This is a genomic window from Pedobacter yulinensis, from assembly GCF_003029735.1.
Classification (GTDB): Bacteria; Bacteroidota; Bacteroidia; order Sphingobacteriales; family Sphingobacteriaceae; genus Pedobacter; species Pedobacter yulinensis.
This window is the reverse complement of the sequence record NZ_KZ686270.1, coordinates 233,351-257,070: the sequence shown is the minus strand read 5'-3', so window position 1 is coordinate 257,070 and position 23,720 is coordinate 233,351. Positions and strand designations below refer to the sequence as shown.

Sequence of the window (23,720 nt, the reverse complement as noted above, 5' to 3'; positions counted from 1 at the left end):
CAGACCAACCTAAATACGAACTGATGAAAATCGAAAAAATACTCGTTGCAAACCGCGGTGAAATTGCGATCCGCATCATGCGGTCGGCCAGGGAAATGGGCATTGCAACAGTGGCGGTATTTTCAGAAGCCGACCGAGACGCACTACATGTACGTTATGCCGACGAGGCTGTGTGTATCGGTCCGCCGCCATCTGCCGAGTCCTACCTGCATATCGGCAAGGTGATCGATGCCTGTGTGCGAACAGGTGCTCAGGCCATTCATCCGGGGTACGGATTTTTGTCAGAGAATCCGGCATTTGCCCGGGCTGTGCGTGAGGCCGGCCTGATCCTGATCGGCCCTTCGCCAGAGGCCATGGAAATCATGGGAAACAAACTCGCAGCAAAAGCGGCAGCCCTGAAATATAACATCCCGATGGTGCCGGGAACAGAAGAGGCCGTAACTGATGTTGCCCAGGCCAAAAGCAGGGCTGCGGAGGTCGGTTTTCCGATCCTCATCAAGGCGGCTGCGGGTGGCGGAGGCAAAGGCATGCGGATTGTTCGCGAAGTTGAAAGTTTCGAGGAACAGATGCAGCTGGCGGTCAGCGAAGCGACTACGGCATTCGGCGATGGATCGGTGTTTATTGAGCGGTATGTTTCCTCGCCCCGGCACATCGAAATCCAGGTGCTTGGCGACAGCCACGGAACCATTGTTCACCTGTTTGAAAGGGAATGTTCCGTGCAGCGGCGCCACCAGAAAGTTGTGGAAGAAGCCCCCTCATCGGTGCTGACTCCTGAACTGCGCGAACAGATGGGCCGGTGCGCAGTCGATGTGGCCCGTGCCGTCAATTATACCGGTGCCGGGACCGTTGAGTTCATTCTTGACGAGAACCTGGATTTCTTTTTCCTGGAAATGAATACCCGCCTGCAGGTGGAGCATCCGGTTACCGAACTGATTACCGGGATTGACCTGGTTAAGGAACAGATCCGCATTGCCGGGGGCGGTATGGTGAGTTTCAGCCAGGAAGACCTGCGCATCCAGGGTCATGCCATTGAACTGCGCGTCTATGCCGAAGATCCGGCCAATAACTTTTTGCCGGATATCGGTACCCTTCAAACTTACCGTAGGCCAGGGGGGAATGGCGTGCGTGTCGATGACGGTTTTGAACAAGGCATGGAAATCCCGATCTATTACGATCCCATGATCGCCAAGCTGATCACATACGGGCGCAGCCGCGAAGAGGCCATTAACCGGATGCAGCGGGCCATTGCCGAGTATGACATTACCGGGATACAAACCACGCTGGCCTTTGGTAACTTTGTCATGCAGCACGAAGCGTTCCGTTCCGGTCATTTTGATACACATTTTGTTGAAAAGTACTTCAGGCCCGAGCTGCTGCAGACGCAACAGGAAGAGGAGGCACTGATTGCCGCGCTGGCCGCAGTATCGTTGCTGCAACGTCAGAAACCTGCTGCTGCGCTGAATGCGGGGACTGTTACCGGCAACTGGGAACGAAACCGAAGGCGGCTGAGATAAAATTAATTACAAGAAAACGTGTTTACAGGAATTATAGAAGCGCTGGGTGTGGTCAGATCGATCCGCCGCGAAGGAACCAATCTCCATTTTACAATCGAATCTGCGATCAGCCACGAACTTAAGATTGACCAGAGCGTAGCCCACAACGGGGTATGCCTCACAGTGGTCGCTGTCGATGGTCAAACGCACACCGTTACGGCTATTGAGGAAACGCTTACCAAGTCTGCCCTGGGTAAACTGGCAGCGGGTGGTACGGTTAACCTGGAACGCTGCATGCAGCTGAATGCGCGTCTGGACGGGCATATTGTTCAGGGGCACGTGGACCAGACGGGAACCTGCGAATATGTCAAAGACCTGGACGGCAGCTGGGAATTCCGGTTCCGGTATGACGACAGTAGCGGCAATGTTACGGTAGAAAAGGGCTCTGTTTGTGTAAACGGCATCAGCCTGACTGTCGTAAATTCGCAGCCGGGCGCCTTCTCGGTTTTCATTATCCCTTATACATTCGAGCATACAAGCATGGGTACGCTGCAGGCCGGTGATGTTGTGAACCTTGAGTTTGATATTATCGGCAAGTACGTAGCCAGGCTGATGAACAAGGGTCAGCAGGCAGGTTGATCATAACCGCCTCAGGCAGATGCCCGGTTATACTTGTCCCGGTAGGCCTTTGGGGTCAGGCCCGTGTTGCGTTTAAATAACTTCCTGAAAGTTTTCGGATCGCTGTAGCCGCAGCGAAACATCACATCGGCTATCCCTTCATTGCGGTTTTCAAGCATTTGCCGGGCGGCTTCTATGCGCGTGCGCTGCAGGTATTCTATGGGTGTCATGTTCAGCGCTTTTTTAAACCGGCGCAGCAGGTTGCGTTTGCAGGAAGGCAGGCTCCCGGTCATGTCTTCAATCGTGACGAGCGACCTGCTGAAGGTCTCTTCAATCTTGTCCTGCAGTGCCATGACGAGCTCATCACCGTGTGCCCGTTCGGGTTGGATCACGCCGAAATAAGACTGCCCGATCCGGTCCAGATCAATGGCAAAAAATTTAGCGGCTTTGACCGCCATTTGCCGGCCGCAATATTTCTCGATGAGATAGATGAGCAGGTGAAAGGTGCTGGTAGCCCCGCCGCCGGTGTAGATACCTTCCTGGTCGGTAATGACAGCGCCGGGATCCAGTTGAACCCGTGGAAACAAAGCGGAAAATGGCCGGCACATCTGCACATGCGTGGTGGCACGGCGGCCATTAAGCAGCCCTGTTTCGGCCAGCAGGAAAGCGCCGGTGCAAAAACTGGCAATCTCTGTGCCCTGCTGCTGAAAGTCCCGGATAAACGGCACAAAGTGCCTGTTTTCGCGCAGCGCCTCATGAATGTCTGTCGATTCGAAAGCCGGGATCAGTAACAAGCTGGTGCGCGGCCGTTCATCGGCTGCAATGCGCCGGTATTTCTTATACAGGCTCGCTGCACTCAGATCGCCGGGCAGGGCGGCAATGCTGATGTCGAAGAAAGGGCTGCCGTTTTCCTGCTCATGAAACACGTTCACCGTGTCCAGCACATCGAGGATTACCGCAGTGCTGATGAGCCTGTGTTTCGCAGTAAGGAGTAAAAGTACGTTCACCATGGTCCGTTTTAAAATTTTCCTGCCAGTTTGTGGTTTGCCTCTGTACGTTTGGAGTCTGGGTTCGGCTTAGCGAATGTATTCCCGGTCTTCGTCGCTAAGGCCATCTTGCTGTTCCACTTTAGGGGCTCCGGTATCGATCCGGCTATCGTAGCTGCTCACCGTGGTTCGCGGCCTGCCAACCAGGTAGCCAAGTATAAAACCAATAACGACACAAATGCCTATAACCAGCAGCTTGGATACCGGAACATCCTGCACAAAAAGGAAGTTAAAGTCTACCGCATCTGTGTTGGCCATCAGGAATACCGTTACCAGCACGGTGAATATGATGATAAAGATCGTTTTTGCACTCATCTTGTTTCTGATTAAAAACTATAGTTGAAAGAGAATTCTAATATCGGATTTTGATTGTAAATTTTATTCACAAAAATCAGCCTCGCGCCGAGGTCTATAACAGGCTGGTACCGCAAAAGGTTCATGCTGCTCATCAATTCGAGCCCGAAAGTCTTTGGCTGGCCCAGGTTGCTGTCCCTGCCTACGTTCTCATAATGTGCAAAAAGTCCGCTGCGGATGTTCCGGATATAGGCCAGCGGGCCGATCTCCCGGTCAGGAAAAATGAGCGGGAACCGGTAGTTCAGCAGCAGCGTGTTTTGCAGCGTGCTGCGAGCCCGCACGTTGTTGTACCCGTAAACGGTTGGAATGGCTGTTGCAAAGCGGTTGGCCCCTTCGGCCTGCTGGTAGCTGAAGCTGGCGAGCGTGGAGTGGTTTTTCAGCAGGCCGGGAAAATAGAAAAAGGTTTCGAGCGAAAACACATGTCCCGGCAAAGCCCTATCAAAGGGCTGGTGGTCGTAACCCAGCCTGATGATCTGTGCAAACGCTGGTGCGATATCGCGTTCAGCCCTGCGCAGCTGGTGCGTAAAGCCAAAGGCATACTCGAGCGGGAAATTTTGCCTTGCAGCGAAGGTTGCCGGTAAGTTCTGAAATGCGTACCGGTCTGTAATGCTTGTGCCCGCCTGCAGCGAAAAACTGTAATGGTGGTTGCCGGCGTTGACAGACAGCGGCAGCGAGGCATGCAGCTTGACGTAATTCTCCCGCCAGTCACCTTGCATAATCTGGCCCCTGCTGTTGTAAAAACTGCGGCGCGGCCGGTTCCGGTACAAGACGCTCAGTACGGGGTAAAGGGCCCGGTAGCGCAGGTCGGCTGTATATTCGAAGCGCCTGAGGTCGCCATGGTATTTGGCACCGCCATACAGGCTAAGCGTGTTCAGCAAGTTATCAGATTGCAGTTCAAGCCCCGCCGTGTTCGCATCGTCGACGGTAGGAACGATGCTGTGAAAATTGATGAGGTGAGAAAAAGAGTTATACCTGGACACAGGAAGGGTGGCAGCAGGCGTTGCCTGACTGAACACGTTGCCGGTCGCTTCCTGTGCGACTGCTGTTACCGAGAGGTTTGCAAAGAGGTCAGGCCCGGGAGCGCGTTCACGAAGGGCCGTTTCGGTTACCTGCATGCCCTGCGCTGCATAATCGTTAAAGACAAACCGGCCGCTATCTGAAACACTGATGTTAAAAGCGCCGTATTTAGAAGCCGTCAGAGCGCTTATCTTTTTCGTTTTGATGTCCAACATGTAAATGTTGTCAACGCCGCTGTAATGGGCGTTAAATGCGATATTCTCTTCGATGAAGACAGGGCGGGCCAATTGTTGCCGTTCCGGACCGATGATCCGGTTACTTTTTCCATCTTCTGTCAGGTAAATTGACTTGCCCGCCTCGCTTACGCCAATGTAACAGATGCGCTTTCCCGAGCGGTCAAAAGAGGGGGTCTGAAGGATCAGGTTTTCGGGGTTAGGAAGCGTCTGCAGAACGGCCCCGTTCCGGGCGTTCAGCACCACCAGTTCGAAGTGGTTTTTGAGGTCTGCACGAACGGCTACAATCCGGCTTCCATCGGCAGACAGTGAAGGTGAAAAAAGCCGGGTTTTGCTGGTCAGTTTTCGCGTTCTTTTGCTGGCAAAATCGTAACGGCAGATCACACTGTAGCTTCGTTGTTTGTACCGGGGATCTTCACGTATTTCATCCCACACCATGACGCCCCGGGCATAGCTGAACCAGGGCTGTTCCTGCGGGCCTATCCCGACAATCTTATGTTCTTTTTTTTGCGCATCAATGAGCACCACATGCGGTGTCTCGGCCTTGCTGCTTTTAAGTGCGATCAGGCTGTCGCGGCCAAGGCGAAACGGCATGATGTAATCGGTCGCAACGCGCGGGGTTCGGTTAAGGGCCGGGTAGGTGTCGGAGGGCGTTTTCTTTGCCTGTTCCTTCCAGGCTTGCGCGGCCTCTTCCTGGCTGGCCAGGAAAGCGCGGCGGGTAGAAGGACCGGAAAATTTTTTTAGGCTTGTCGAAAAGGGGTAGGGTCTGACAGGTCGGCGGCGGATGTCGGCAAGCAGGCTGTCAGAAATGAAACGTCCCGACTTTTTCCGAAGGCTGGCCATCATTACATAACCCAGCTGGTAGTACCCCGGTGTTACATCACGGTTCGAGCCGAAGTAAGCTTTGCTGTAACTGTATCGCCTGCCCTCAAGCACATTGGTTCGCCAGGGCATGATCCATGCCGGCTGCCGGCCGCGGCCCGACTCGGTAAGTGCTGTTTCGGTAACCACCGCATCGCCTTCAAAGAACCAGGTCGGAATGCTTGCGCCGAACCAGGCGAAGTAGACAAGCTCAGGAAACGGCCGGGCCCTAGTTCCTGTCAACTTGTCAAATTGTGCAACATGCCGGAGTTCGTGAACCGCCAGATTATTGAGCCAGTCCTGGCTGTCGAAAGCTTGTGGTGGCGTTGTAAAAAACTCTGATTTGCGCGGCGCCAGTTGTACAAAGCCGTTGGCGATGACGCCGCGGTTCTGCAGCACAATCGGAATCTGCGTCTTCTTGAGGTGCAGGCCCGCAGCAACTGCAGGGTAAATAACCGGCAGCGTAGCGGCCATGCGTTTGGCCTCAGACTCAAGTTCAGCCGGGAAGATCACCTGGAAGCCGCCGTGCTCAATTTTTCGCCATTTTACACTAAGTGGATTTTGCGCCGTAGAGAAAATCTGTGCCCGAAGCCCTTGAAAACTAATTATTAATATGAATGTCATGATTAGCCTGATAATCATATTTTTAAATGCTAAAATAAGTTACGTAGATCATAATTGCTAAAATTTTTGGTATTTGAATTTTTGGGAGCTCATTTTTATATGATATAAAACTTCATTTTTATAAGTTATATAACTGATTATTAAATTTTTATAATCAATTATATTTTATCAGAAATAATTGATTTTTAGATTGTAAATTAAGCCTTCCATCGTTTTTTTTCCTCCCCCAGCCGCATGGTAGTTTACCTTCTAAAACCGCGATTAAAATACACTATTTCGCGAAGATTTAAGCGTCAAAAATTCTTCACTTCGCATAATCAGCTGACCCGAGCAACAGTCCGTAGTCCCCTACTACCTTTAAGTAATCGTTTGTAAATGGAAATTGGCGACACGGGTTAATCGGATGTTGGCACTTAAAACATGTCAGCACCCTGGGGCCGGCATGCCATTTCTCAAGCAGCCCAAGATCTGCTTTATCAAAATTCCCCTGGTGGCCTGGCTGGTTAAAAGACGCCGCGAGCTCATTTCTTATCGTAAATAGGGGATTGAAAGTTGCCTGATTTTCATGACATATTGTCATGTAGTCCCTGGTCCAACTGTTGTCAATTTACAATGCAATTTGCGTGAGTCCCAAGACGCCGGCACTGTTCCAGGAAAAGTCTGGACGTTATCCCGGGTTCGGGCAGAGGTCGCACATGGCCTTCAATGGGCGATTTTGGTTTGACTTCCGGGCGAGTTTGCAGTTATGATCTAAGCCTGTTATCCTAAATAAATAACGTGTCTCAGGAACGTAAGCCATGTCGCATTTCGCCCCATGCGGTGAATAATTGTTTTTGTCTAGATCACCTGTTGCATGTTAGTTCCGGGCAGCACCGGGGCTAAATGCAACCTGTAGAACCCCCGCTTTTTGGAAAACCGGGCCCATTCCTTCGCCGGCCCAACGCACCCAATTTTACGGCAACTGGTGAATGATCGCGCCTACTCGGTTGGCAGAATAGGCAGTGAAAGTTTGCTGAATAGACCTTTTTTTGACGGCCGATTTTCGCCTGCCAGCCGGCCAGATTTGGGGAAAGGTGAGGGGATTTATGACAAAAATTCTGAGCTCAAAAGGGCTAGATGAAGAGCGCGCGTGCTGCTGCTCTCATACAAAAACGGGGCGCGAAGGCAGACCGCCCGTTGCAGAAATGAGAATTATAAGGGACCAGGATATGCCGGGTTCCGGGCTTTTTTCCGTGAGCGCTCCGGGCAATTTTTATGCTTTTTTTTGGGTCGGCTTAATGATCTGGCAACGGTCTTCTCTGCAAACGATCAGTAACATGACCGGTTTTTCAGGAGCGGAAATGGCTTTAAAACGGTTGTCTCAAATGAGCAGATGTGGCCTTGAAGATCCTGAAAAGGCGCTCGTTTTTCGATGTCGTAGACAGATCATTTCTGCCATTTTTCCTGAACTCGGCGGCCATCTTACTAGGGTTTTTCGCGGGGTCGTAAATAGCCCGCGGCAGGCGTTTTTTTAGCACCTTTCACTGCTTAAAAAACCTGTGTTTTTTTATAGCGTGTTATGGTCTTTGGGGGCTCGATGCGACCTGCCGATTCAGGTCCGGAAAGCTGCTTTTTTTGCCCTGTTTTTAAGATAGAGTGGGTACAGAAAAACAGCCGCCAGAATGAGGGTTGCGCCGGCATAAAACCCACCGCTCATCTGTTCTTTTGAACCGAATATAAGCAGGGCCAGGAGTACCCCGTAAATGGGTTCAAGGTTTGTGGCCAGGGCTACAGTAAATGCAGAAAACTCGCGCATAACACCAACCGCCATGACATAGGCAAGAGCCGTACAAACGGTGCCCAGAATAAACAGGAACACCCAGTCGTGAAGCGATAAATTGAAGGGTTCGCGAAGCAGGGAGCCGTCTGCAAGCCGGTAAAGCGTTATCCATACAAAGGCTGCTGCCATCTCATAAAAACTGATCAGAATGGGCTGCTGTCGGCTAACCAACTTCGAATTAAGGATGGAAAAAAGGCTGGCAGAAAGGGCCGCCAGCAGTCCGGCGGCAATGCCCCAGGCATAACCAGTTTCGAACTTAAAGATCAGGATTATACCTGCTATGATGATAAGGCCGACGACGACATTGCCTCTTTGAACACGTTGTTTCTTGATCAGCGGCTCGAGAAAAGAAGTAAAAAGTGTCACCGAAGACAGGCAGACGAGACCTACTGAGACCGTTGAGATTTTAATCGAATGAAAGAACATGATCCAATGCAGCGCGACGATACCGCCCACGCCAAACAGCTTGAGCAGTGTTTTGCCGTCAAGCCTGTAATTTCGCCGGGAGATCAGGAACCAGGCCCACAGTGATAATCCGGCAATGAGCACCCGGTACCAAACCATCGAGACTGCGTTTACGGATATGGCGGCGCCAAGAATGCCTGTAAAGCCCCAGATAAAGACCGTGGCATGAAGAATAAGCAGGTTTTTCCTGCCCGCTAGCCGGTTAGCTGTAGATACGCTCGTCATTTACCAGCAAAAATAGGTTATTTGGGTGCTTTTTTGATCAGAAACAGGCCAAGAATGCCAAACAGTGCGGTAGGCAAAATGGCCGAAATGAGTGGCGGGAAACCACCTTTCAATGAAAACATCTGCGCAAACTGGTTCAAAACAATGTAGAGAAAGCTGAGTACGATGCCGATGCCGAGCGGTAGACCTACGCCGCCACGCACTTTGCGACTGGACAGTGCGACTCCGATCAGCGTAAGAACGAAGGCCGAGAGGGGATGAAAATACCGCTTGTACCGCTCAAAAAGCAAATCGTTCATAATTCCCGAACCCCGGGTCTTTTCTTTTTTGATCTTTTCAGAAAGCTCATGCATGCTCAGGTTCTGCACTACGTTATCATAGGCGGAAAAATCGTCCGGACGCATGTCAAGCACCGTGTCTTTTTCCTTGCCGGTGCCATAGATCATCTGTTCTTTCAAGCCGTTTATAGTCCTTTCTGAATAGTTAATCAGCTTCCAGACCCGTTTCACAGAATCCCATTTGATCTGGTCTGAAACCAGCTTGCGCACCAGTACATCGCCGTTAAACCTGTCGAGCGAAAAGCGATAGCCCATATTCGTTTTGTTGTCAAAATTATCAATGAAAATATAGGTTTTCTCATCCAGTTTCATGTGGATGTTTGATTTTGACGAGGGGTCGTTGCGCTTCACATATGTATTCTCAAAATCGTTTTTCAGCTTGTTTGTATAGGGCAGAATGTACAGGTTCGAGGCCAGGTTAAAAGCGAAGATCAGAAAGGCGGAAAAGAAATAAGGCTTCAGAAAACGGTTAAAACTGACGCCTCCGCTCAGGATCGGCACGATTTCGGTCTGATCGGCCATTTTCGCCGTAAAAAAGATTACCGCAATGAAATTGATAAGCGGAGACAGCATATTAACATAAAAGGGCACCGAGCCGGCATAATATTTTGTCAGGATGCCCCAGAAGTCCAGTTTGCTCTCCATAAAATCATCGAGCTTTTCAGACAGGTCAAAGATCACGATGATAAGCACAAAAATTCCCAGGGTAAACAAAAACGTACCCAGGTACTTACCGATAATGTACCGGTCAATGATTTTAATCTTGTCTCGGAGCAGGTTCACGTTATAACTTGTTGCCTAAAATCTGTACCATTTTGTTTTTCCAATCGTAGAAAGTACCGGCAACGATTTGCTGCCTGGCCTCTGTAACCAGCCAAAGGTAAAAATGAAGATTGTGCAGGGTTGCAATTTGCGCGCCAAGCATTTCTTTAGAATGGATCAAATGCCTCAGGTACGCTTTGCTGTGCATGCGGTCAACCAGGAGATCACTGTCTGCATCAATGGGAGAGAAATCATTTTCCCACTTTTTGTTGCGGATGTTGATGATGCCATGTCTGGTAAAAAGCATGCCGTTCCGGGCGTTTCGCGTCGGCATGACGCAATCGAACATGTCTACACCAAGGGCAATGTTTTCCAGGATGTTAACAGGCGTGCCTACGCCCATAAGGTACCGTGGCCGGTCGGCGGGCAGGATGTCACAGACCACCTCGGTCATGGCGTACATTTCCTCAGCCGGCTCGCCGACAGAAAGCCCGCCGATCGCATTTCCTTCGCGTTCCATGCCTGCAATAAACTCGGCAGAACGTACCCTCAGATCTTTATACACAGATCCCTGTACGATCGGGAAAAGCGTCTGGTTAAAACCATATTTAGGTTCAGTATTGTCGAAATGTGTGCAGCACCGTCTTAACCAGCGGTGCGTCATTTCAAGTGAGTTGGCCGCATACTTATAATCGCAGGGGTAGGGCGTACACTCATCAAAAGCCATGATGATATCTGCCCCAATGCTGCGCTGAATATCCATAGCGTATTCAGGGGTAAACAAGTGGCGGGAGCCATCGATATGCGAATTAAACGTAACGCCCTCTTCCTTGATCTTGCGCACATTGCTGAGCGAATAAACCTGGTAGCCGCCGCTGTCGGTAAGGATGGGACGGTCCCAGCCTATAAACTGGTGCAGGCCTCCGGCTTGCTCCAGGGTATCAATACCTGGCCGCAGGTACAGGTGATAGGTATTGCCTAGTATGATCTGTGCCGAGATGTCTTCTTTGAGTTCGCGCTGGTGCACGGCTTTAACTGTGCCGGCGGTGCCGACAGGCATAAAGATCGGTGTCTGGATCGCTCCATGATCAGTAGTCACCACACCAGCCCGGGCTTTTGAAAGCGGGTCTTTCGCCTGTAAATCAAATTTCATATAGGTGTTTTCAAAAAACAGCGCAAATTACAAAAAAAACCGCTGGCGGGCGAACGCCCGGTCGGTGCTGACCGCTTGGAAAAACAGCCGGTGCTGCACGGAATGCCCGATTGCCGGGATGAATTTTCAACATGAGCGGGTTTTGCCATTGAAAAAGCGCAGATTTGTCGTTTTGTAAATCCGTGAACTTCACCACCTTCGACCTGACTTTACTGGGCTGCCTGGCGTTTTGCCTGGTTCTGCAGCTGTATTACACGCTTTTCGTCCACCTCCGGTTGCTGCGGCAAGCGCCTGTGGCCACACCTGTTGCAACAAAGCCCCTGAGCGTGGTGATCTGCGCAAGGAACGAAGCGCCAAACCTGGAAAAGTTTCTGCCCGCTATCCTGACGCAGGATTATCCAGACTACGAAGTGATTGTGGTTAACGACCGTTCCTGGGACGGTACGGGCGATCTTCTGGAACAATTCGCCGCTTCTGAACCCCGCCTGCGAATTGTAACAATCGGGGAAAATGACAAATTCAGGGCAGGCAAAAAGTTTGCCGTTACCATGGGCATCAAAGCGGCCAGACACGAATGGCTCGTTTTCACAGACGCAGACTGCCTGCCTGCAAGCGATCAGTGGCTCAGACACATGCAGCCCCCGGTTAATCCGCAAACGGAGATCCTGCTCGGTTACTCCCCGTATCTGAAGAAGAGCGGCCTGCTGAACGCCCTCATTAGGTTCGAGACGTTTTTTACCGCGGTGAATTACCTGTCTTTTGCGCTTAAGGGCATGCCCTATATGGCTGTAGGCCGCAACATGGCTTATCAGAAATCGCTGTTTTTCAAAAGCAAGGGGTTTGCGGCGCACATGCACATCCCTTCGGGCGATGATGATCTCTTCGTAAATGCCAACGCCACAAAACACAACACTAAAATCCGCATTGAGGCAGCAGCCCATGTCTGGAGCGAACCCAAAACAACCTGGCTGTCTTACCTGCGGCAGAAAAAAAGACACGTTGGCGCGGGCAGGTTCTATAAAAAGAAGCACCAGTTCATACTCAGTACACAGATCATTTCGCAGCTGCTTTTTTATGTTTTCCTTGTGGCGGCCATTTGTTTACCTGCTACCCGCTATGCGGCTCTGGGCGTGCTGGCGGTAAGCCTGATCGTGCGCTGCGCCATTTACCCGCGTTTACTGTCACGGTTAAACTGCGGCGGCCTGCGGTGGTGGTTTCCGCTGCTCGACCCAATGCTTTTTCTTTTTCTGACCTTTAACGGTCTTATTGCTATTTTTATAAAAAAAGTTCAATGGAAGTAACACCCGCCATTATTCAGAAGTATTTCCCGGAAGTTTCCGGCATTCAGCTCGAACAATTTGAAAGGCTTTTTGAACTTTACAGTTCCTGGAATGCGCAAATCAATGTGGTTTCGCGCAAAGACATTGATCTGCTTTACGAGCGGCATGTGCTGCACTCGCTCGGCATTGCGAAGGTTTGTCGTTTTAAACCCGGCGAGCAGGTGCTCGATGTAGGCACCGGTGGCGGGTTCCCCGGAATTCCGCTGGCCATCCTGTTCCCTGAAACCCAGTTTCACCTGGTCGACTCGATCGGAAAGAAAATCAAGGTCGTTACTGAGGTCAGCAGCGCATTGGGCCTGAATAACGTACACGCAGACCACCTGCGGGCCGAGCAGCTGCGTGAGAAATACAATTTTATCGTTTCCAGGGCGGTAACGCGCCTCTCAGAATTTTACCCGTGGGTCAAAGGGAAAGTAAAACAGGACCACCTGAATGCCCTGCAGAATGGAATCCTGTACCTGAAAGGCGGTGATTTGTCAGATGAGATCGCGGAATCGGGACTGCCTGCGCAGCTTTTTCCCCTGGCTGATTTTTTTGAGGAACCTTTTTTCGAAACGAAATACGTCGTTTACATTCCGCAGTAGCGCCCGCTAACGCCCGGCATGTGCCAGGTCTGCGGTCAAATAAAAAAACCGGGCCTTTCGACCCGGTTTTTTCAACTTATTTATAACCATCATTTTGTACCAGAACGCCTTGGCTCCGGTCAATCTGATCCTGGGGAAGCGGGAAGTATTCATCCCTCGGTTCGAACGTTATGCCTTGCAGGTAGTTGAAGAAACCACCTTCGAATGTGAAATAACTTTCCAGTACCTGTTTCGCTATGCCCCAGCGAACCAGGTCGTAAAACCGGTGGCCTTCCATAGCCAGTTCCAGCCGGCGTTCGCGCCGAACGGCATCGCGCGCAGCGTCAGGGCTTGTAAAACTGGTGTACTGCCCAACGCGGTAAACTGCGGCCGGTGTGCCACCTATGGTTTTCGGGGCCAGGTTGGCCGCACGCTGGCGCACTTTATTTACCCGGATCAAGGCCCCGGGCAGATCGCCGGTTTCTATCTGGCATTCTGCTGCCATCAGGTATACATCTGCCAGGCGGATAATGTTGACATTCAGTCCTGTAACATTGGTGTTTCCGGGTCCGGTACCGCTCGATATCTGAGAGGCCTCGATCACGTTTTTATAGGCTACGAATGGTCCGCCGTTCGAGGGGTCACGGATCCAGGTATCGCCCGCCATGTTGCCCCAATCGCGGAAAGGAACGCCACGCCGGCCAACGGTGTAATCCAGGCGAGGGTCTACTGCGAGTGTCTGGTCAACTGCATAACTTGCCTTTTGTGTTGAAGACAGGCCAAAATCAGACTTGTACGGATTGGTGCGGTAGGCCGTTACGCTGAGCGGAAGGCCGGTTGCATCGACGCGGTAAGAGTTGACCAGGTCAATGGTGGGCTGGTAGAAACCGCAGCAGGTAATGGGTAAACCGTTGCCGTAAGGAAAATTCAGAATGTCGCCGACGTTGCCGTTGTCGCCGCCTGTGCCATCCGTTCCAACTGCATGCTGAACGGCAAAGATAGACTCCGGACCGTTCTCCTTCGTGATGTCGAAGTTATCTGTGTAAGGCAGTGTAACGATATCGGGCCGTGCTGCGATCACTGCATTGAACAGGGGCAGGGCCTCAGCATATTTTTTCTGGTACAGGAGCACTTTTCCCAGGTAGGCCTGGGCAGCAAGTTTGTCTACACGCCCCACCTGGCCCAGCGGCTTGGCGTTGGTCAGGTTGTCTACACCGTACTGGAAATCGGCTACAATGTTCGGATAGATGTCTTTGTTGTTAGGTACAGAGGACTCAGTTGTGGTTTCTGTAATGTAGGGTACGTTTTTGAACACCCTGGTCAGGAAGAAGTAGAAATGCCCCCGCAGCACCCGGGCCTCTGCCTGGATCTCTTTGGCCCGTGCCTCGGTAAATTTACCGGGCCCGGCCTGCAACGCATTCAGGATGCGGAGCGTGTTGTTGCAGCGTTTAATGCCTTCAAAGCAGCGCTCCCACAGGTTAAGCAGGTTATCGTTGGTGCTGGTCGGCGAATGCTGCTCAAGCAGGTTCATATTGGGCTGGTCACCGTTGTTACTTCCTTTGTGGGCGTTATCTGAGGTGACTTCGCCAAATAGCCATTGGCTGGGCGCGGCGCCATAATTACCGAAAGTGCCGTTCAGGTTGCCATTCAGCAGGCCGTAGGCGCCGATCAGCAAGCCCTCTACACCGTCTTGTGTGGTTAGCTGTTCGGGCGTAAGCTCTGCCTGCGGATTTTTCTCTAGGAAATCACTGCTGCACGAAAACAGCAAGAGGCAGGCCAGTGATAAACATATATATTGTAGCTTTTTCATGTGATCTATTTTACATTAAAATCCAACATTAATACCCAGCAGGAACTGCCTTGGCGTAGGGTAAATACCAAGGTCTACACCTGGCGCCGTGAAGGTCGATGACAGTTGGCTCACCTCAGGATCCAAACCTGTATACTTGGTCAGTGTAAAGAGGTTGGTGGCGCTGGCATAAATGCGCATGCTTGAGATTCCCCTTGTTTTTCCAAACACTGCGGGCGGAATCTTGTAGCCGATCTGCAGGTTTTTCATGCGAAAGAAACTGCCGTCCTGAATGTAGTAGCTCGAAGAGGCATACTCAAAATCTGAAACGCCGTTATATGGGGAAGGTGTCATGCTGCCCGGGTTTGCCGGGCTCCATGCATCGAGCAAACGCGTGCTGCGGGCACCGTCAAAAGTCGGGAAGTCTGTGAAATACCGGGTCGCCTCGTACAGGTCGTTGCCCTGTGAGCCGTTAAAGAACATGGCAATATCCCAGTTCTTCCAGCCGGCATTCAGGCTGAGGGAATAGATAAAGTCTGGATAAGGATTGCCGATCGTGGTCCGGTCATCTGGCGTGATGCTGTTGCTGCCGTTCATATCCCTGAACTTAAGGCCTCCGACACGGGCACCGGTATATTTTGCCACGTTGGGATTACTCAGGTCTTCTGCAGTATAAATGCCATCTACAGCATATCCGTAAAACGCGGCAAAGGGCTCACCGGCCTTGAGCCGGCTGGTGGTGAGGCTTCGCAAGTTGTTGTACGGCTGCTGGGCTACTGAAGGTGCCAGTTTGGTCAGCGTGTTGACGTTGCGGGACAGGTTGATGCCTGCATCAAAAGTAAAATCACTTTTTTTGTTTTTGCCATAGTGGTAAAACAGCGAGAGCTCAAAACCTTCGTTTGTCATGTCGCCGATATTGGTGAATGGCGAAGCGCCCATACCGACAGCCGTTGATGGCAACGGAACGGGATACAGCATGTCTGTTGTTTTCCGGTTGTACCAGTCCAGGGAGCCGTCGATCGCAGATCCGAACAGTGTAAAGTCAAGGCCGATATTGAGCGATTTTAGCGCTTCCCACCTTACGTTGGGGTTTTCATAGGCGGTCTGAGCCACACCGGTCAGCAAGCCATTGCCGCCGTTAATGGGGTAGGCTGTGGTGATGATCGATGACTGGAAGCGGTCCAGGTACTGGAAGCCGGGAATACGCTGGTTGCCGGTTTCACCATAACCCACACGGAGTTTCAGGTCATTGACCCATTTTGATTCTTTCAGAAAATCTTCTTCAGACAAACGCCATGCAGCACTGGCTGCAGGAAAGTAACCATATTGGTAGTTGCTGCCAAAATTCGAGGAACCGTCACGCCTGATGGTTGCACTCAGCAGGTACCGGTCGTTGAACGAATAATCTGCTTTGGCGAAGAGCGAAAACAAGGCGCCGACCGATCCGGTACTTGAATTGCTGATGTTGGACGCACCTACGTTCAGGTAATAATAATCCATGTTACCAAGAATGAAAAAGTCATTTCTGCCACCGTTTAATTGGCGGTTTCTCGATTTAATGGCCTCTGTACCGGCAAGAAGCGTAAGCCTGTGCCGCTCCAGGTTCAGGTTGTAGGTCAGCGTGTTGGTCCAGGTCCAGTCTGTCGTATAGCCCTGGTATTCGTTCAGGTTGTTGGAGTTGTTGCCCTCTGAGAATTCCAAATTCGGGTAACGCATGCTGATGCCGTTGTAGTTTTCATACCGAAGGCCGAAACTGGTTTTAGCGGTCAGGCCTTTGATTACATCAACTTCGCCGAACACATTTCCGAAGAAAAAGTTGCTGCGGTTTTTATTGTCTTTGGCACGGAAAAGGGTTGCCAGGGGATTCTCTGCATTGCCGAGCTGGCTGCCGCGGCTTCCTGCAAAATTGCCCATTACGTCATAAACGGGAATAATGGTCGGTATGCGGTAGGCCCAGCCTATGGCGCTGCCTTCAGCCTGGTAACCTCCTGAGGTGTTCGGGTTAACCCCAAAGCCATAGCCTTCTGAATAACTGTATTGTGCGTTTTCACCAAAACGCAAGCGCTTGTTAAAAGCAGACAGCCGGGTGTTTGACCGGATGTTGTAGCGCTCAAAGCCGGTATACTTGACGGTACCGCGCTGGTTCAGGTAGCCGCCTGTAAACGCATAGCTTGAATTTTCGCCGCCTCCGGTTGTGCTGAGCTGGTAGTTCTGGATGGGGGCATTTTCTGTAATTTCGTCGAACCAGTTTGTTCCCGATTGGTTGGCACGGGTAATCTGGTAAAAGGTTTTTGGGTCGCGCGAATAGAGGTACTTTGAAGGGTCGGCATCTGCCGGCGTAATTTCCTGTCCGGTCTTGCCGCCTGCTACGAGGTATACCGGCAGGGTAGGTGTAGCGCCGCTACCGTAATTCGTTCCGGTGGCAGGTGTTTTACCTGCATTGCGGTAGCTGGCAAAAAGGTACTCAGCATATTGCATGGGGTTCATCATCTCAGGAAATGCATCCTTGCGCGGCGCCTGCGTGCCGTAATAGACATCCAAATTGATTTTCGGCGGGCCTTCGGTGCCGATCTTGGTGGTGATGATGACAACGCCATTGTTGGCCCTGGCTCCGTAAATGGAAGCTGCCGAGGCGTCTTTCAGCACCTGCATGCTTTCAATGTCGTTCTGGTTCAGCCAGGACAATTTGCCTTCATAAGGCATGCCATCCACGACATAGAGCGGATCATTGTTGTTAATGGTACTGTTGCCGCGAATGCGGATCTGCGGGGTAGAGCCTGGTGCTCCGTCATTGATGATCTGAACCCCGGGCGCTTTGCCCTGCATGGCCTCGACGGCGCTGGCTGCCGGCTGCGATTTCAGCTGGGCCACATCTACGATGGCCACAGAGCCTGTCAGGTCTTTTTTGCGCTGAGTGGTATAACCCGTAACAACGACTTCGCTCAGGTCCTGGGTAGATGGTTTAAGCATCACATCTACAGTAGCCCGGCCGTTTACAGCCGATTCAAGCTTCTGGTAGCCGACAAAAGAAACGACGAGCGTGGCATTCTGCTGGGTCAGTTTGATCTGGTACTTTCCGGAAGCATCTGTGGTGACGGTGTTCGTGGTGCCTTTTTCCATAATGGTCGCACCGGGAATGGGTTCGCCCGCTTCGTCGAGAACAGTTCCTTTGACAGTGGTCTGGGCAAAAACCTGGATTGTGCAGAAAAAGCACAGCAGAAAGGGCAGGACAAGCCGCACCCATAGGTAAGGTTTTTTCATGGAGGTTTACAATTGGTTATAAATGGATAGTTGATTTTTGCAGTTAGGGGGTTATTTGCCCGGGTGGGCTGAGTCCCTGCCTCTGCAGAGCAGGCATAGCAAGCGTAAATAGCAACATAAGAAATAGGTTAGATACTACAAGATACTTATATGCCTTTAAAAAAAAGAAATAAAGCAGAGAATTTATTTCTTAACCTCTTGCCGGAAGCGGCGAGTTGAGTATGGCCGCCATGGCCGATGCTTTTAAGAGGCATTCTTCATATTCACTGCCCGCATTGGCTGCGAAAGTGATGGCACTTCCTACCTGGAACGAAAGGTATTTACTTTCGGCGTTATACAGGATGCTGCGGATCACAACGTTAAAGTCGAAATCGCCTTGGGGATCAAAATAGCCGATTGCTCCCGAATAAAGGCCGCGGCGGCTTACTTCCTGTTCCTCGATCAGCTGCATGGCGCGAATTTTGGGTGCACCGGTCATCGACCCCATCGGGAAAGTATGGCGAATGGCTGCTACAGGGTGCAGAGCGGGGTCTATCTCGCAGCTTACTGTCGAGATCATCTGGTACACCTGTCTGAATGGGTAGATGCCAAACAATTCTTCAACCTGTACGCTGCCCCGGCGGGCACTCTTTGTCAGGTCGTTTCTGACCAGGTCTACAATCATGACGTTCTCAGCCTGTTCCTTGCTATCATGGCGCAAACGTTCTGCGGCTGCCAGGTCCTGGCTTGCTTCGGCATGGCGTGCGGCGGTTCCTTTAATCGGCTGCGAGACCAGGCGGTTGCCGCGTTTACAAAGAAAACGTTCCGGGCTGGCACAAAGTGCATAGCGGCTTCCAAGCTTGAAATATGCAGCAAATGGTGTCGGCGAATGTGTGTTAAGCGCCTGAAATACCGAAGGAGGATTGATCTCCGCTTCGGACGAAAAGAATTCCTGGCAAAAGTTCAGTTCGTAGATATCGCCCGCCATGATGCTTGACCGGAGCTGGTCCACTCTATCCAGGTAGGCTGCACGGGAAAGCCGGCTGCTCATGGTTACTGCAGCGGTATTGGGAAGCGGTGCCGGGGCGTTCCGAATGGTATCGATCAGGCCGGCAGGACCTGCAAGAACTTCGGGCTGACCGTTACGCCAGCCAACCAGGTACTGCGGCGAAAAGAAGTACAGGTCTGGAAACCCGAGGGGGTCGGGGTGTGAAGAGGTCAGGTCTTCGGTTTCATTCTTCAGATCATAACTGAAAAAACCAAAAAGCCAGCCGGGCCGCGCATCGCGAAATTCCTGCAGGGCCTGAAACGCATTTCCCGAGGGTACGCTGAGTGCTGCCGAAGCCCCTGCTGCAACCAGGAATTCATAACGCGAAAACCGGTCTGAACCGTAACTGTTCGAATCCAGTATGCAGCATACCGGGAAACCGTCTGCCCAGGCCAATGCCTTTTCTTTGAATTCCTTACTGTTCATCTTCTTTTAAACGCAGGCAAAACTACATGAAATTGCATAAAAAAAGCAGCCCCTTGTCAAGAAGGGCTGCCTGATATGGCGTAATTGGTCACTACCGCAACACAAGCGTCTGGGTACGGTCAGGGCCGACTGAAAGATACTTGATCGGCGTTTCGAGTTCTTTCTCCAGGTAAGCAATGTAATCACTTAACCGCGCAGGGATCTCTTCAACCTTTGTAATTTTTGTAATGTCTGATTTCCAGCCTTCCAACGGTTTCAGCACGGGTGTCGGTTTGATCGTGATGATGTCGTAAGGCATGTAATCGATGGTCTCGCCATTGTATTCGTAATGGGTACACACGTAAATCTCGTCAAATTCATTCAGCACGTCTGCTTTGGTCATAACCAGTTCAGTTACGCCGTTCAGCATAATGGCATATTTTAACGCTGGCAGGTCGATCCAGCCGGTGCGGCGTGCGCGACCGGTGGTGGCGCCGAACTCGTGGCCAACGCTGCGTAACGTTTCGCCGGTTTCGTCTTCAAGTTCGGTCGGGAAAGGGCCGCCGCCAACACGGGTACAGTAGGCTTTGAAAATGCCAACCACATCGCCGATCTTGTTCGGCGCAATACCCAGGCCGGTGCAGGCTCCTGAAGTGGTTGTATTCGAGGAAGTGACAAACGGGTAAGAACCGAAGTCAACGTCGAGCAGGGTTCCCTGTGCACCTTCTGCGAGCACCGATTTACCGTCTTTCAGGTATTGGTTTACAAAGTGTTCGCTGTCAACATGCGGAATGCTGCGGATAAATTCTATTGCCTCGAAGAAAGCCGCTTCTTTCTCTTCCAGCTGGTAAGCAAAGTCGTAGTGAGAAAGCAGTTCTTTATGTTTTTCAACCAGGCGGTTGTAGCGCTCCTTAAAATCGGGCAGGGTGGTGTCGCCTACGCGAAGGCCATTGCGGCCAGTTTTATCCATATACGTTGGTCCGATACCTTTGAGGGTCGAGCCAATCTTGTTGTTCCCCATTTTCTGCTCATTGGCAGCATCCAGCAGCTGGTGCGTGGGTAAGATCAGGTGGGCCTTGCGGGCAAGGACCAGTTTGCCGGCCCCCACGGGGTCATGGCCTGCAGCCTTCAGGTTATCAAGCTCGCGTTTTAAAATGATGGGATCGATGACCACGCCGTTGCCGATCAGGTTCATCGTTTCTGCGTTGAAAATTCCGGAAGGAATAGTGTTCAGCACGAATTTTTTTCCGTCAAATTCCAGCGTATGGCCGGCATTCGGACCGCCCTGGAACCGGGCTATCAGGTCATACTTCGGACTGAGCACGTCAACAATTTTCCCTTTGCCTTCATCGCCCCATTGCAGGCCGAGAAGTACATCTACTTTTGTCATTATTAAAATTTAGCTTGTTAGTTAGTTTCAGATCTCTAATTGTGGCTTTCGGCGAGTGCGTTTTCTTTCATTTTCTGCTTAACGCTGCAGTCCAGGCAAAAGCCATACAGGTTTAGCGAATGGTGTTTAATGTCGAATTTGAGCAGTTCGCCGACCATGCTCTGGATCTGGTGGATCCGGGGATCGCAGAACTCGACCACTTTACCGCATTCAATGCAGATGACGTGGTCGTGCTGGCGGTAGCCATAAGACTTTTCGAACTGAGCCATGTTTTTCCCGAACTGGTGTTTGGTAACCAGGTCGCAGGAAACGAGCAGTTCCAGCGTATTGTAAACCGTAGCACGGCTAACCCTGTATTTCTGATTCTTCATGTGAATGTACAGGGTCTCTACGTCGAAGTGATCATTCCTGGAATAAATTTCTTCGAGAATGGCAAAGCGCTCGGGGGTTTTCCTCAGGTTTTTATTCTCAAGGTAGGCCTCAAAGATTTTGCGAACCAGCTCATTGGTATTGTGTTCTGACATAGCTTTAAACTCCGTCCAAAGGTATTGTTTTTTTGTGAATATGAGGAATGCAGGCCGCCATTTTTACATTGCTGTGCCGGTTCCTCCGGCCTGTAACTCAGGCATCGAAGCGGGTAACGCCGGTAACGCCTTTTACCCGCATCAGGTCTGAGATCAGCTTTTCAAGGTGTTCCGTATCGTTCACATAGATCATGATCGAACCATCGAAAATGCCGTCGTTCGTGTCGACCGTGATCGAGCGCATGTTCACTTTGAAATCATTCGATATCACCTTGGTAATGTTGTTAATCAGACCCACGTCGTCAATGCCCACAATGTGCAGGCCGGTCAGGAACGTCAGTTCTTTTTGTTTGTTCCATTTGGCTTTTACAACCCGGTAGCCATAATTGGCCATGAGTTGTGCGGCGTTGGGGCAGTTTGTCCGGTGAATCTTAATGCCTTCGTTCACAGTCACGAAGCCAAAAACATCATCGCCGGGTATGGGGTTGCAGCAGGCAGCCAGTGTATAGTCAATCTTCTGCATGTCCTCGCCGATGAGCAGAATGTCATTCTCGGGGCCTTTCACCTTGCTTAGCAGCGCCTCGATCTGCTGGTTTTCAGAGCGCTCCGGTCCGCGGTTTTCAATCTCTTTTTCGCTGGCCAGGTAGTCTTTCATGTCCTTCATCTCGATCTGCCCCTGGGCAACGCGAATAAAGAGCTCCTGGGTAGAGGGGAGTTTGAAGAAATAGGTCAGCTTGTTGAGGTTGTCGGTATTGTATGTGATCTTCAGGGATTTCAGCTTGCGCTCGAGCATTTCCTTGCCCGTTTCTGCAATGCGCCGTTTTTCTTCCTTAAGTGAAGACTTGATCTTGGATTTGGCTTTTGCCGTGACCACAATATTGAGCCAGTCTTCTTTAGGCATCTGTTTGCCTGATGTGATGACCTCGACCTGGTCGCCGTTCTGCAGTTTGTAAGATAGCGGCACGAGTTTATGGTTCACTTTGGCACCAATACATTTTGCACCCACGTCGGTGTGGATCTCAAAAGCGAAATCGAGCGCCGTGGCACCCATGGGCAGCTGGATCAGCGCGCCTTTCGGCGTAAAGATGAAGATCTCATCTGAAAAGAGGTTCATCTTGAAATCGTCGATAAAGTCGAGCGCATTCGCTTCAGGATTGCTCAGCATCTCCCGTACTTTCTGGATCCATTGGTCCAGTCCGTTGTCGTTGGTAGATTCCTTGTACTTCCAGTGTGCAGCGAAGCCTTTCTCAGCTATTTCATTCATGCGCTGGGTGCGGATCTGAATTTCAACCCACTGACCTTTGGGGCCCATGACTGTAGTGTGCAGCGACTCATAACCATTGCCCTTGGGCGATGAGACCCAGTCGCGCAGGCGATCGGGGTTTGGCCTGTACAGATCGGTAACGATCGAATAGGCTTTCCAGCAATCTGACTTTTCATGATCAGGCGCGCTGTCAAGAATGATCCGGATGGCGAAAAGATCGTAGACCTCTTCAAAAGGAATATTCTTTTTCTTCATCTTGTTCCAGATCGAGTGGATCGACTTGGGGCGCCCGTATATATTTGCCTGAAGGCCCTGATCTTTCAGAATCTCGGTGATCGGCTCGACGAACTTTTTTATAAAAAGTGTCCGTTCCGCCTTTTTCTCATTCAGTTTCCTGGCAATAAATTTATAGGTGTCGGGCTCGAGGTACTTCATTGAAAGGTCTTCAAGCTCTGATTTGATGGCGTACAGACCGAGGCGGTGCGCCAGGGGTGCGTAAAGGTAAATGGTTTCTGAAGCAATTTTCAGCTGTTTTTGCCGGGGCATAAAATCCATGGTACGCATGTTATGCAGCCGGTCGGCAAGTTTAATCAGGATCACCCGCACATCATCTGCCAGGGTAAGCAGCATTTTCCTGAAATTCTCGGCCTGCAGGGAACTGTTGTAATCAAATACACCTGAAATTTTGGTCAGGCCGTCAATGATCTTGGCTGTTTTTTTACCGAAAGAGAATTCAATATCTTCCAGCGTAATGTCGGTATCCTCTACCACATCGTGCAGCAGCGAGCAGACAATCGAGGTTGTGCCCAGGCCAATTTCTTCGGCTGCAATCTGCGCAACGGCGATCGGGTGGTATATGTAGGGTTCGCCAGACTTGCGGCGCATGTCTTTGTGGCTCTCCAGCGCCATGTCGAAAGCCTTTCGGATTTCTTTCTTATCGCCCTTTTGTAAGGTTGGCTTGCATGCCCTGAGCAAGGCCCTGTACCGCTTCAATATCTCTTTCTTTTCTGCCTCAAGATCAATAACAAGCTCGTTCTTCATTTGTATTATTTACGTAATAAATTACTTTCTGTCTGTGTTTAAGTTTATATTAGACTGACTTCAAGCCCAATATATAAAATAAGCCGTAACTTTGTAAGCGTATAAATT

General features: G+C 51.0%; 17 protein-coding genes. 5 read left to right on the top strand and 12 right to left on the bottom strand.

Annotation, left to right across the window (positions count from 1 at the left end; translation table 11 throughout):
• Window positions 1-23 precede the first annotated feature (23 nt).
• Window positions 24-1,514 carry an acetyl-CoA carboxylase biotin carboxylase subunit gene (gene accC, locus C7T94_RS15625; RefSeq protein WP_107216776.1) on the top strand — a complete coding sequence of 497 codons (1,491 nt, stop codon included), beginning with the start codon at window positions 24-26 and terminating at the stop codon, window positions 1,512-1,514.
• A gap of 18 nt (window positions 1,515-1,532) precedes the next feature.
• On the top strand, window positions 1,533-2,132 hold the full coding sequence (locus C7T94_RS15620; RefSeq protein ID WP_107216346.1) for a riboflavin synthase: 600 nt from the start codon (window positions 1,533-1,535) through the stop codon (window positions 2,130-2,132).
• Window positions 2,133-2,143: 11 nt separating this feature from the next.
• Here the strand turns inward: C7T94_RS15620 and C7T94_RS15615 are convergent, their stop codons facing one another.
• The 3 genes from C7T94_RS15615 to C7T94_RS15605 all read right to left on the bottom strand — a co-directional run bounded on the left by C7T94_RS15615 (window position 2,144) and on the right by C7T94_RS15605 (window position 6,246).
• Window positions 2,144-3,121 (bottom strand): GlxA family transcriptional regulator, encoded by a 978-nt coding sequence (locus tag C7T94_RS15615; RefSeq protein ID WP_107216344.1) that lies wholly within the window; start codon window positions 3,119-3,121, stop codon window positions 2,144-2,146.
• A 66-nt stretch (window positions 3,122-3,187) separates the two neighbouring features.
• The gene (locus C7T94_RS15610) at window positions 3,188-3,472 is read right to left on the bottom strand and encodes a lipopolysaccharide assembly protein LapA domain-containing protein (RefSeq protein ID WP_107216343.1); all 285 of its coding nucleotides are present in this window, start codon (window positions 3,470-3,472) and stop codon (window positions 3,188-3,190) included.
• An 11-nt stretch (window positions 3,473-3,483) separates the two neighbouring features.
• Window positions 3,484-6,246, bottom strand: a complete 2,763-nt coding sequence (locus C7T94_RS15605) for a TolB family protein (protein ID WP_162618732.1) — start codon at window positions 6,244-6,246, stop codon at window positions 3,484-3,486.
• Window positions 6,247-7,331: 1,085 nt separating this feature from the next.
• Here C7T94_RS15605 and C7T94_RS19560 point away from each other — a divergent pair.
• Window positions 7,332-7,760 carry a hypothetical protein gene (locus C7T94_RS19560; protein ID WP_204353308.1) on the top strand — a complete coding sequence of 143 codons (429 nt, stop codon included), beginning with the start codon at window positions 7,332-7,334 and terminating at the stop codon, window positions 7,758-7,760.
• 77 nt (window positions 7,761-7,837) lie between these two features.
• On the opposite strand, the gene C7T94_RS15595 is transcribed toward C7T94_RS19560, so the two are convergent.
• Genes C7T94_RS15595 through tgt form a run of 3 tightly spaced genes read right to left on the bottom strand, consistent with a single transcriptional unit; the run spans window position 7,838 to window position 11,008 of the window.
• Window positions 7,838-8,755 carry a DMT family transporter gene (locus tag C7T94_RS15595; RefSeq protein WP_107216337.1) on the bottom strand — a complete coding sequence of 306 codons (918 nt, stop codon included), beginning with the start codon at window positions 8,753-8,755 and terminating at the stop codon, window positions 7,838-7,840.
• Between the two features lie 17 nt (window positions 8,756-8,772).
• Window positions 8,773-9,876, bottom strand: coding sequence for an LptF/LptG family permease (locus tag C7T94_RS15590; protein WP_204353307.1), 1,104 nt, complete (start codon window positions 9,874-9,876; stop codon window positions 8,773-8,775).
• Window position 9,877: 1 nt separating this feature from the next.
• Window positions 9,878-11,008, bottom strand: coding sequence for a tRNA guanosine(34) transglycosylase Tgt (gene tgt / locus C7T94_RS15585; protein ID WP_107216336.1), 1,131 nt, complete (start codon window positions 11,006-11,008; stop codon window positions 9,878-9,880).
• Window positions 11,009-11,190: 182 nt separating this feature from the next.
• Here tgt and C7T94_RS15580 point away from each other — a divergent pair, with 182 nt between their 5' ends.
• Entirely contained in the window at window positions 11,191-12,309 is a 1,119-nt protein-coding gene (locus C7T94_RS15580) for a glycosyltransferase (protein ID WP_239495039.1), read from the top strand.
• Window positions 12,300-12,932: a 16S rRNA (guanine(527)-N(7))-methyltransferase RsmG gene (gene rsmG / locus C7T94_RS15575; RefSeq protein WP_107216335.1), complete on the top strand. Its 633-nt coding sequence runs from the start codon at window positions 12,300-12,302 to the stop codon at window positions 12,930-12,932. The genes C7T94_RS15580 and rsmG overlap by 10 nt, the downstream gene beginning before the upstream one ends.
• A gap of 76 nt (window positions 12,933-13,008) precedes the next feature.
• Here rsmG and C7T94_RS15570 read toward each other — a convergent pair whose 3' ends face one another.
• From C7T94_RS15570 to C7T94_RS15545, 6 genes are all read right to left on the bottom strand, one after another.
• Window positions 13,009-14,721 carry a RagB/SusD family nutrient uptake outer membrane protein gene (locus C7T94_RS15570; RefSeq protein WP_107216334.1) on the bottom strand — a complete coding sequence of 571 codons (1,713 nt, stop codon included), beginning with the start codon at window positions 14,719-14,721 and terminating at the stop codon, window positions 13,009-13,011.
• Between the two features lie 15 nt (window positions 14,722-14,736).
• Entirely contained in the window at window positions 14,737-17,961 is a 3,225-nt protein-coding gene (locus C7T94_RS15565; RefSeq protein ID WP_107216333.1) for a SusC/RagA family TonB-linked outer membrane protein, read from the bottom strand.
• Window positions 17,962-18,151: 190 nt separating this feature from the next.
• Window positions 18,152-19,414, bottom strand: coding sequence for an anthranilate synthase component I family protein (locus C7T94_RS15560; RefSeq protein ID WP_107216332.1), 1,263 nt, complete (start codon window positions 19,412-19,414; stop codon window positions 18,152-18,154).
• A 91-nt stretch (window positions 19,415-19,505) separates the two neighbouring features.
• Window positions 19,506-20,783, bottom strand: coding sequence for an adenylosuccinate synthase (locus C7T94_RS15555; RefSeq protein WP_107216331.1), 1,278 nt, complete (start codon window positions 20,781-20,783; stop codon window positions 19,506-19,508).
• A gap of 35 nt (window positions 20,784-20,818) precedes the next feature.
• A complete protein-coding gene (locus C7T94_RS15550; RefSeq protein WP_107216330.1) occupies window positions 20,819-21,307 on the bottom strand; it encodes a Fur family transcriptional regulator in 489 nt (162 codons plus the stop codon).
• 97 nt (window positions 21,308-21,404) lie between these two features.
• Window positions 21,405-23,612 carry a RelA/SpoT family protein gene (locus C7T94_RS15545; RefSeq protein ID WP_107216329.1) on the bottom strand — a complete coding sequence of 736 codons (2,208 nt, stop codon included), beginning with the start codon at window positions 23,610-23,612 and terminating at the stop codon, window positions 21,405-21,407.
• Between the last annotated feature and the right edge of the window lie 108 nt (window positions 23,613-23,720).

Excerpts from the sequence above, each read along its gene's own strand:
- accC (WP_107216776.1), top strand. The coding sequence starts at position 24 with ATGAAAATCGAAAAAATACTCGTTGCAAACCGCGGTGAAATTGCGATC.
- C7T94_RS15615 (WP_107216344.1), bottom strand. The coding sequence starts at position 3,121 with ATGGTGAACGTACTTTTACTCCTTACTGCGAAACACAGGCTCATCAGC.
- C7T94_RS15610 (WP_107216343.1), bottom strand. The coding sequence starts at position 3,472 with ATGAGTGCAAAAACGATCTTTATCATCATATTCACCGTGCTGGTAACG.
- C7T94_RS15605 (WP_162618732.1), bottom strand. The coding sequence starts at position 6,246 with ATGACATTCATATTAATAATTAGTTTTCAAGGGCTTCGGGCACAGATT.
- C7T94_RS19560 (WP_204353308.1), top strand. The coding sequence starts at position 7,332 with ATGACAAAAATTCTGAGCTCAAAAGGGCTAGATGAAGAGCGCGCGTGC.
- C7T94_RS15595 (WP_107216337.1), bottom strand. The coding sequence starts at position 8,755 with ATGACGAGCGTATCTACAGCTAACCGGCTAGCGGGCAGGAAAAACCTG.
- tgt (WP_107216336.1), bottom strand. The coding sequence starts at position 11,008 with ATGAAATTTGATTTACAGGCGAAAGACCCGCTTTCAAAAGCCCGGGCT.
- rsmG (WP_107216335.1), top strand. The coding sequence starts at position 12,300 with ATGGAAGTAACACCCGCCATTATTCAGAAGTATTTCCCGGAAGTTTCC.
- C7T94_RS15570 (WP_107216334.1), bottom strand. The coding sequence starts at position 14,721 with ATGAAAAAGCTACAATATATATGTTTATCACTGGCCTGCCTCTTGCTG.
- C7T94_RS15565 (WP_107216333.1), bottom strand. The coding sequence starts at position 17,961 with ATGAAAAAACCTTACCTATGGGTGCGGCTTGTCCTGCCCTTTCTGCTG.
- C7T94_RS15560 (WP_107216332.1), bottom strand. The coding sequence starts at position 19,414 with ATGAACAGTAAGGAATTCAAAGAAAAGGCATTGGCCTGGGCAGACGGT.
- C7T94_RS15555 (WP_107216331.1), bottom strand. The coding sequence starts at position 20,783 with ATGACAAAAGTAGATGTACTTCTCGGCCTGCAATGGGGCGATGAAGGC.
- C7T94_RS15550 (WP_107216330.1), bottom strand. The coding sequence starts at position 21,307 with ATGTCAGAACACAATACCAATGAGCTGGTTCGCAAAATCTTTGAGGCC.
- C7T94_RS15545 (WP_107216329.1), bottom strand. The coding sequence starts at position 23,612 with ATGAAGAACGAGCTTGTTATTGATCTTGAGGCAGAAAAGAAAGAGATA.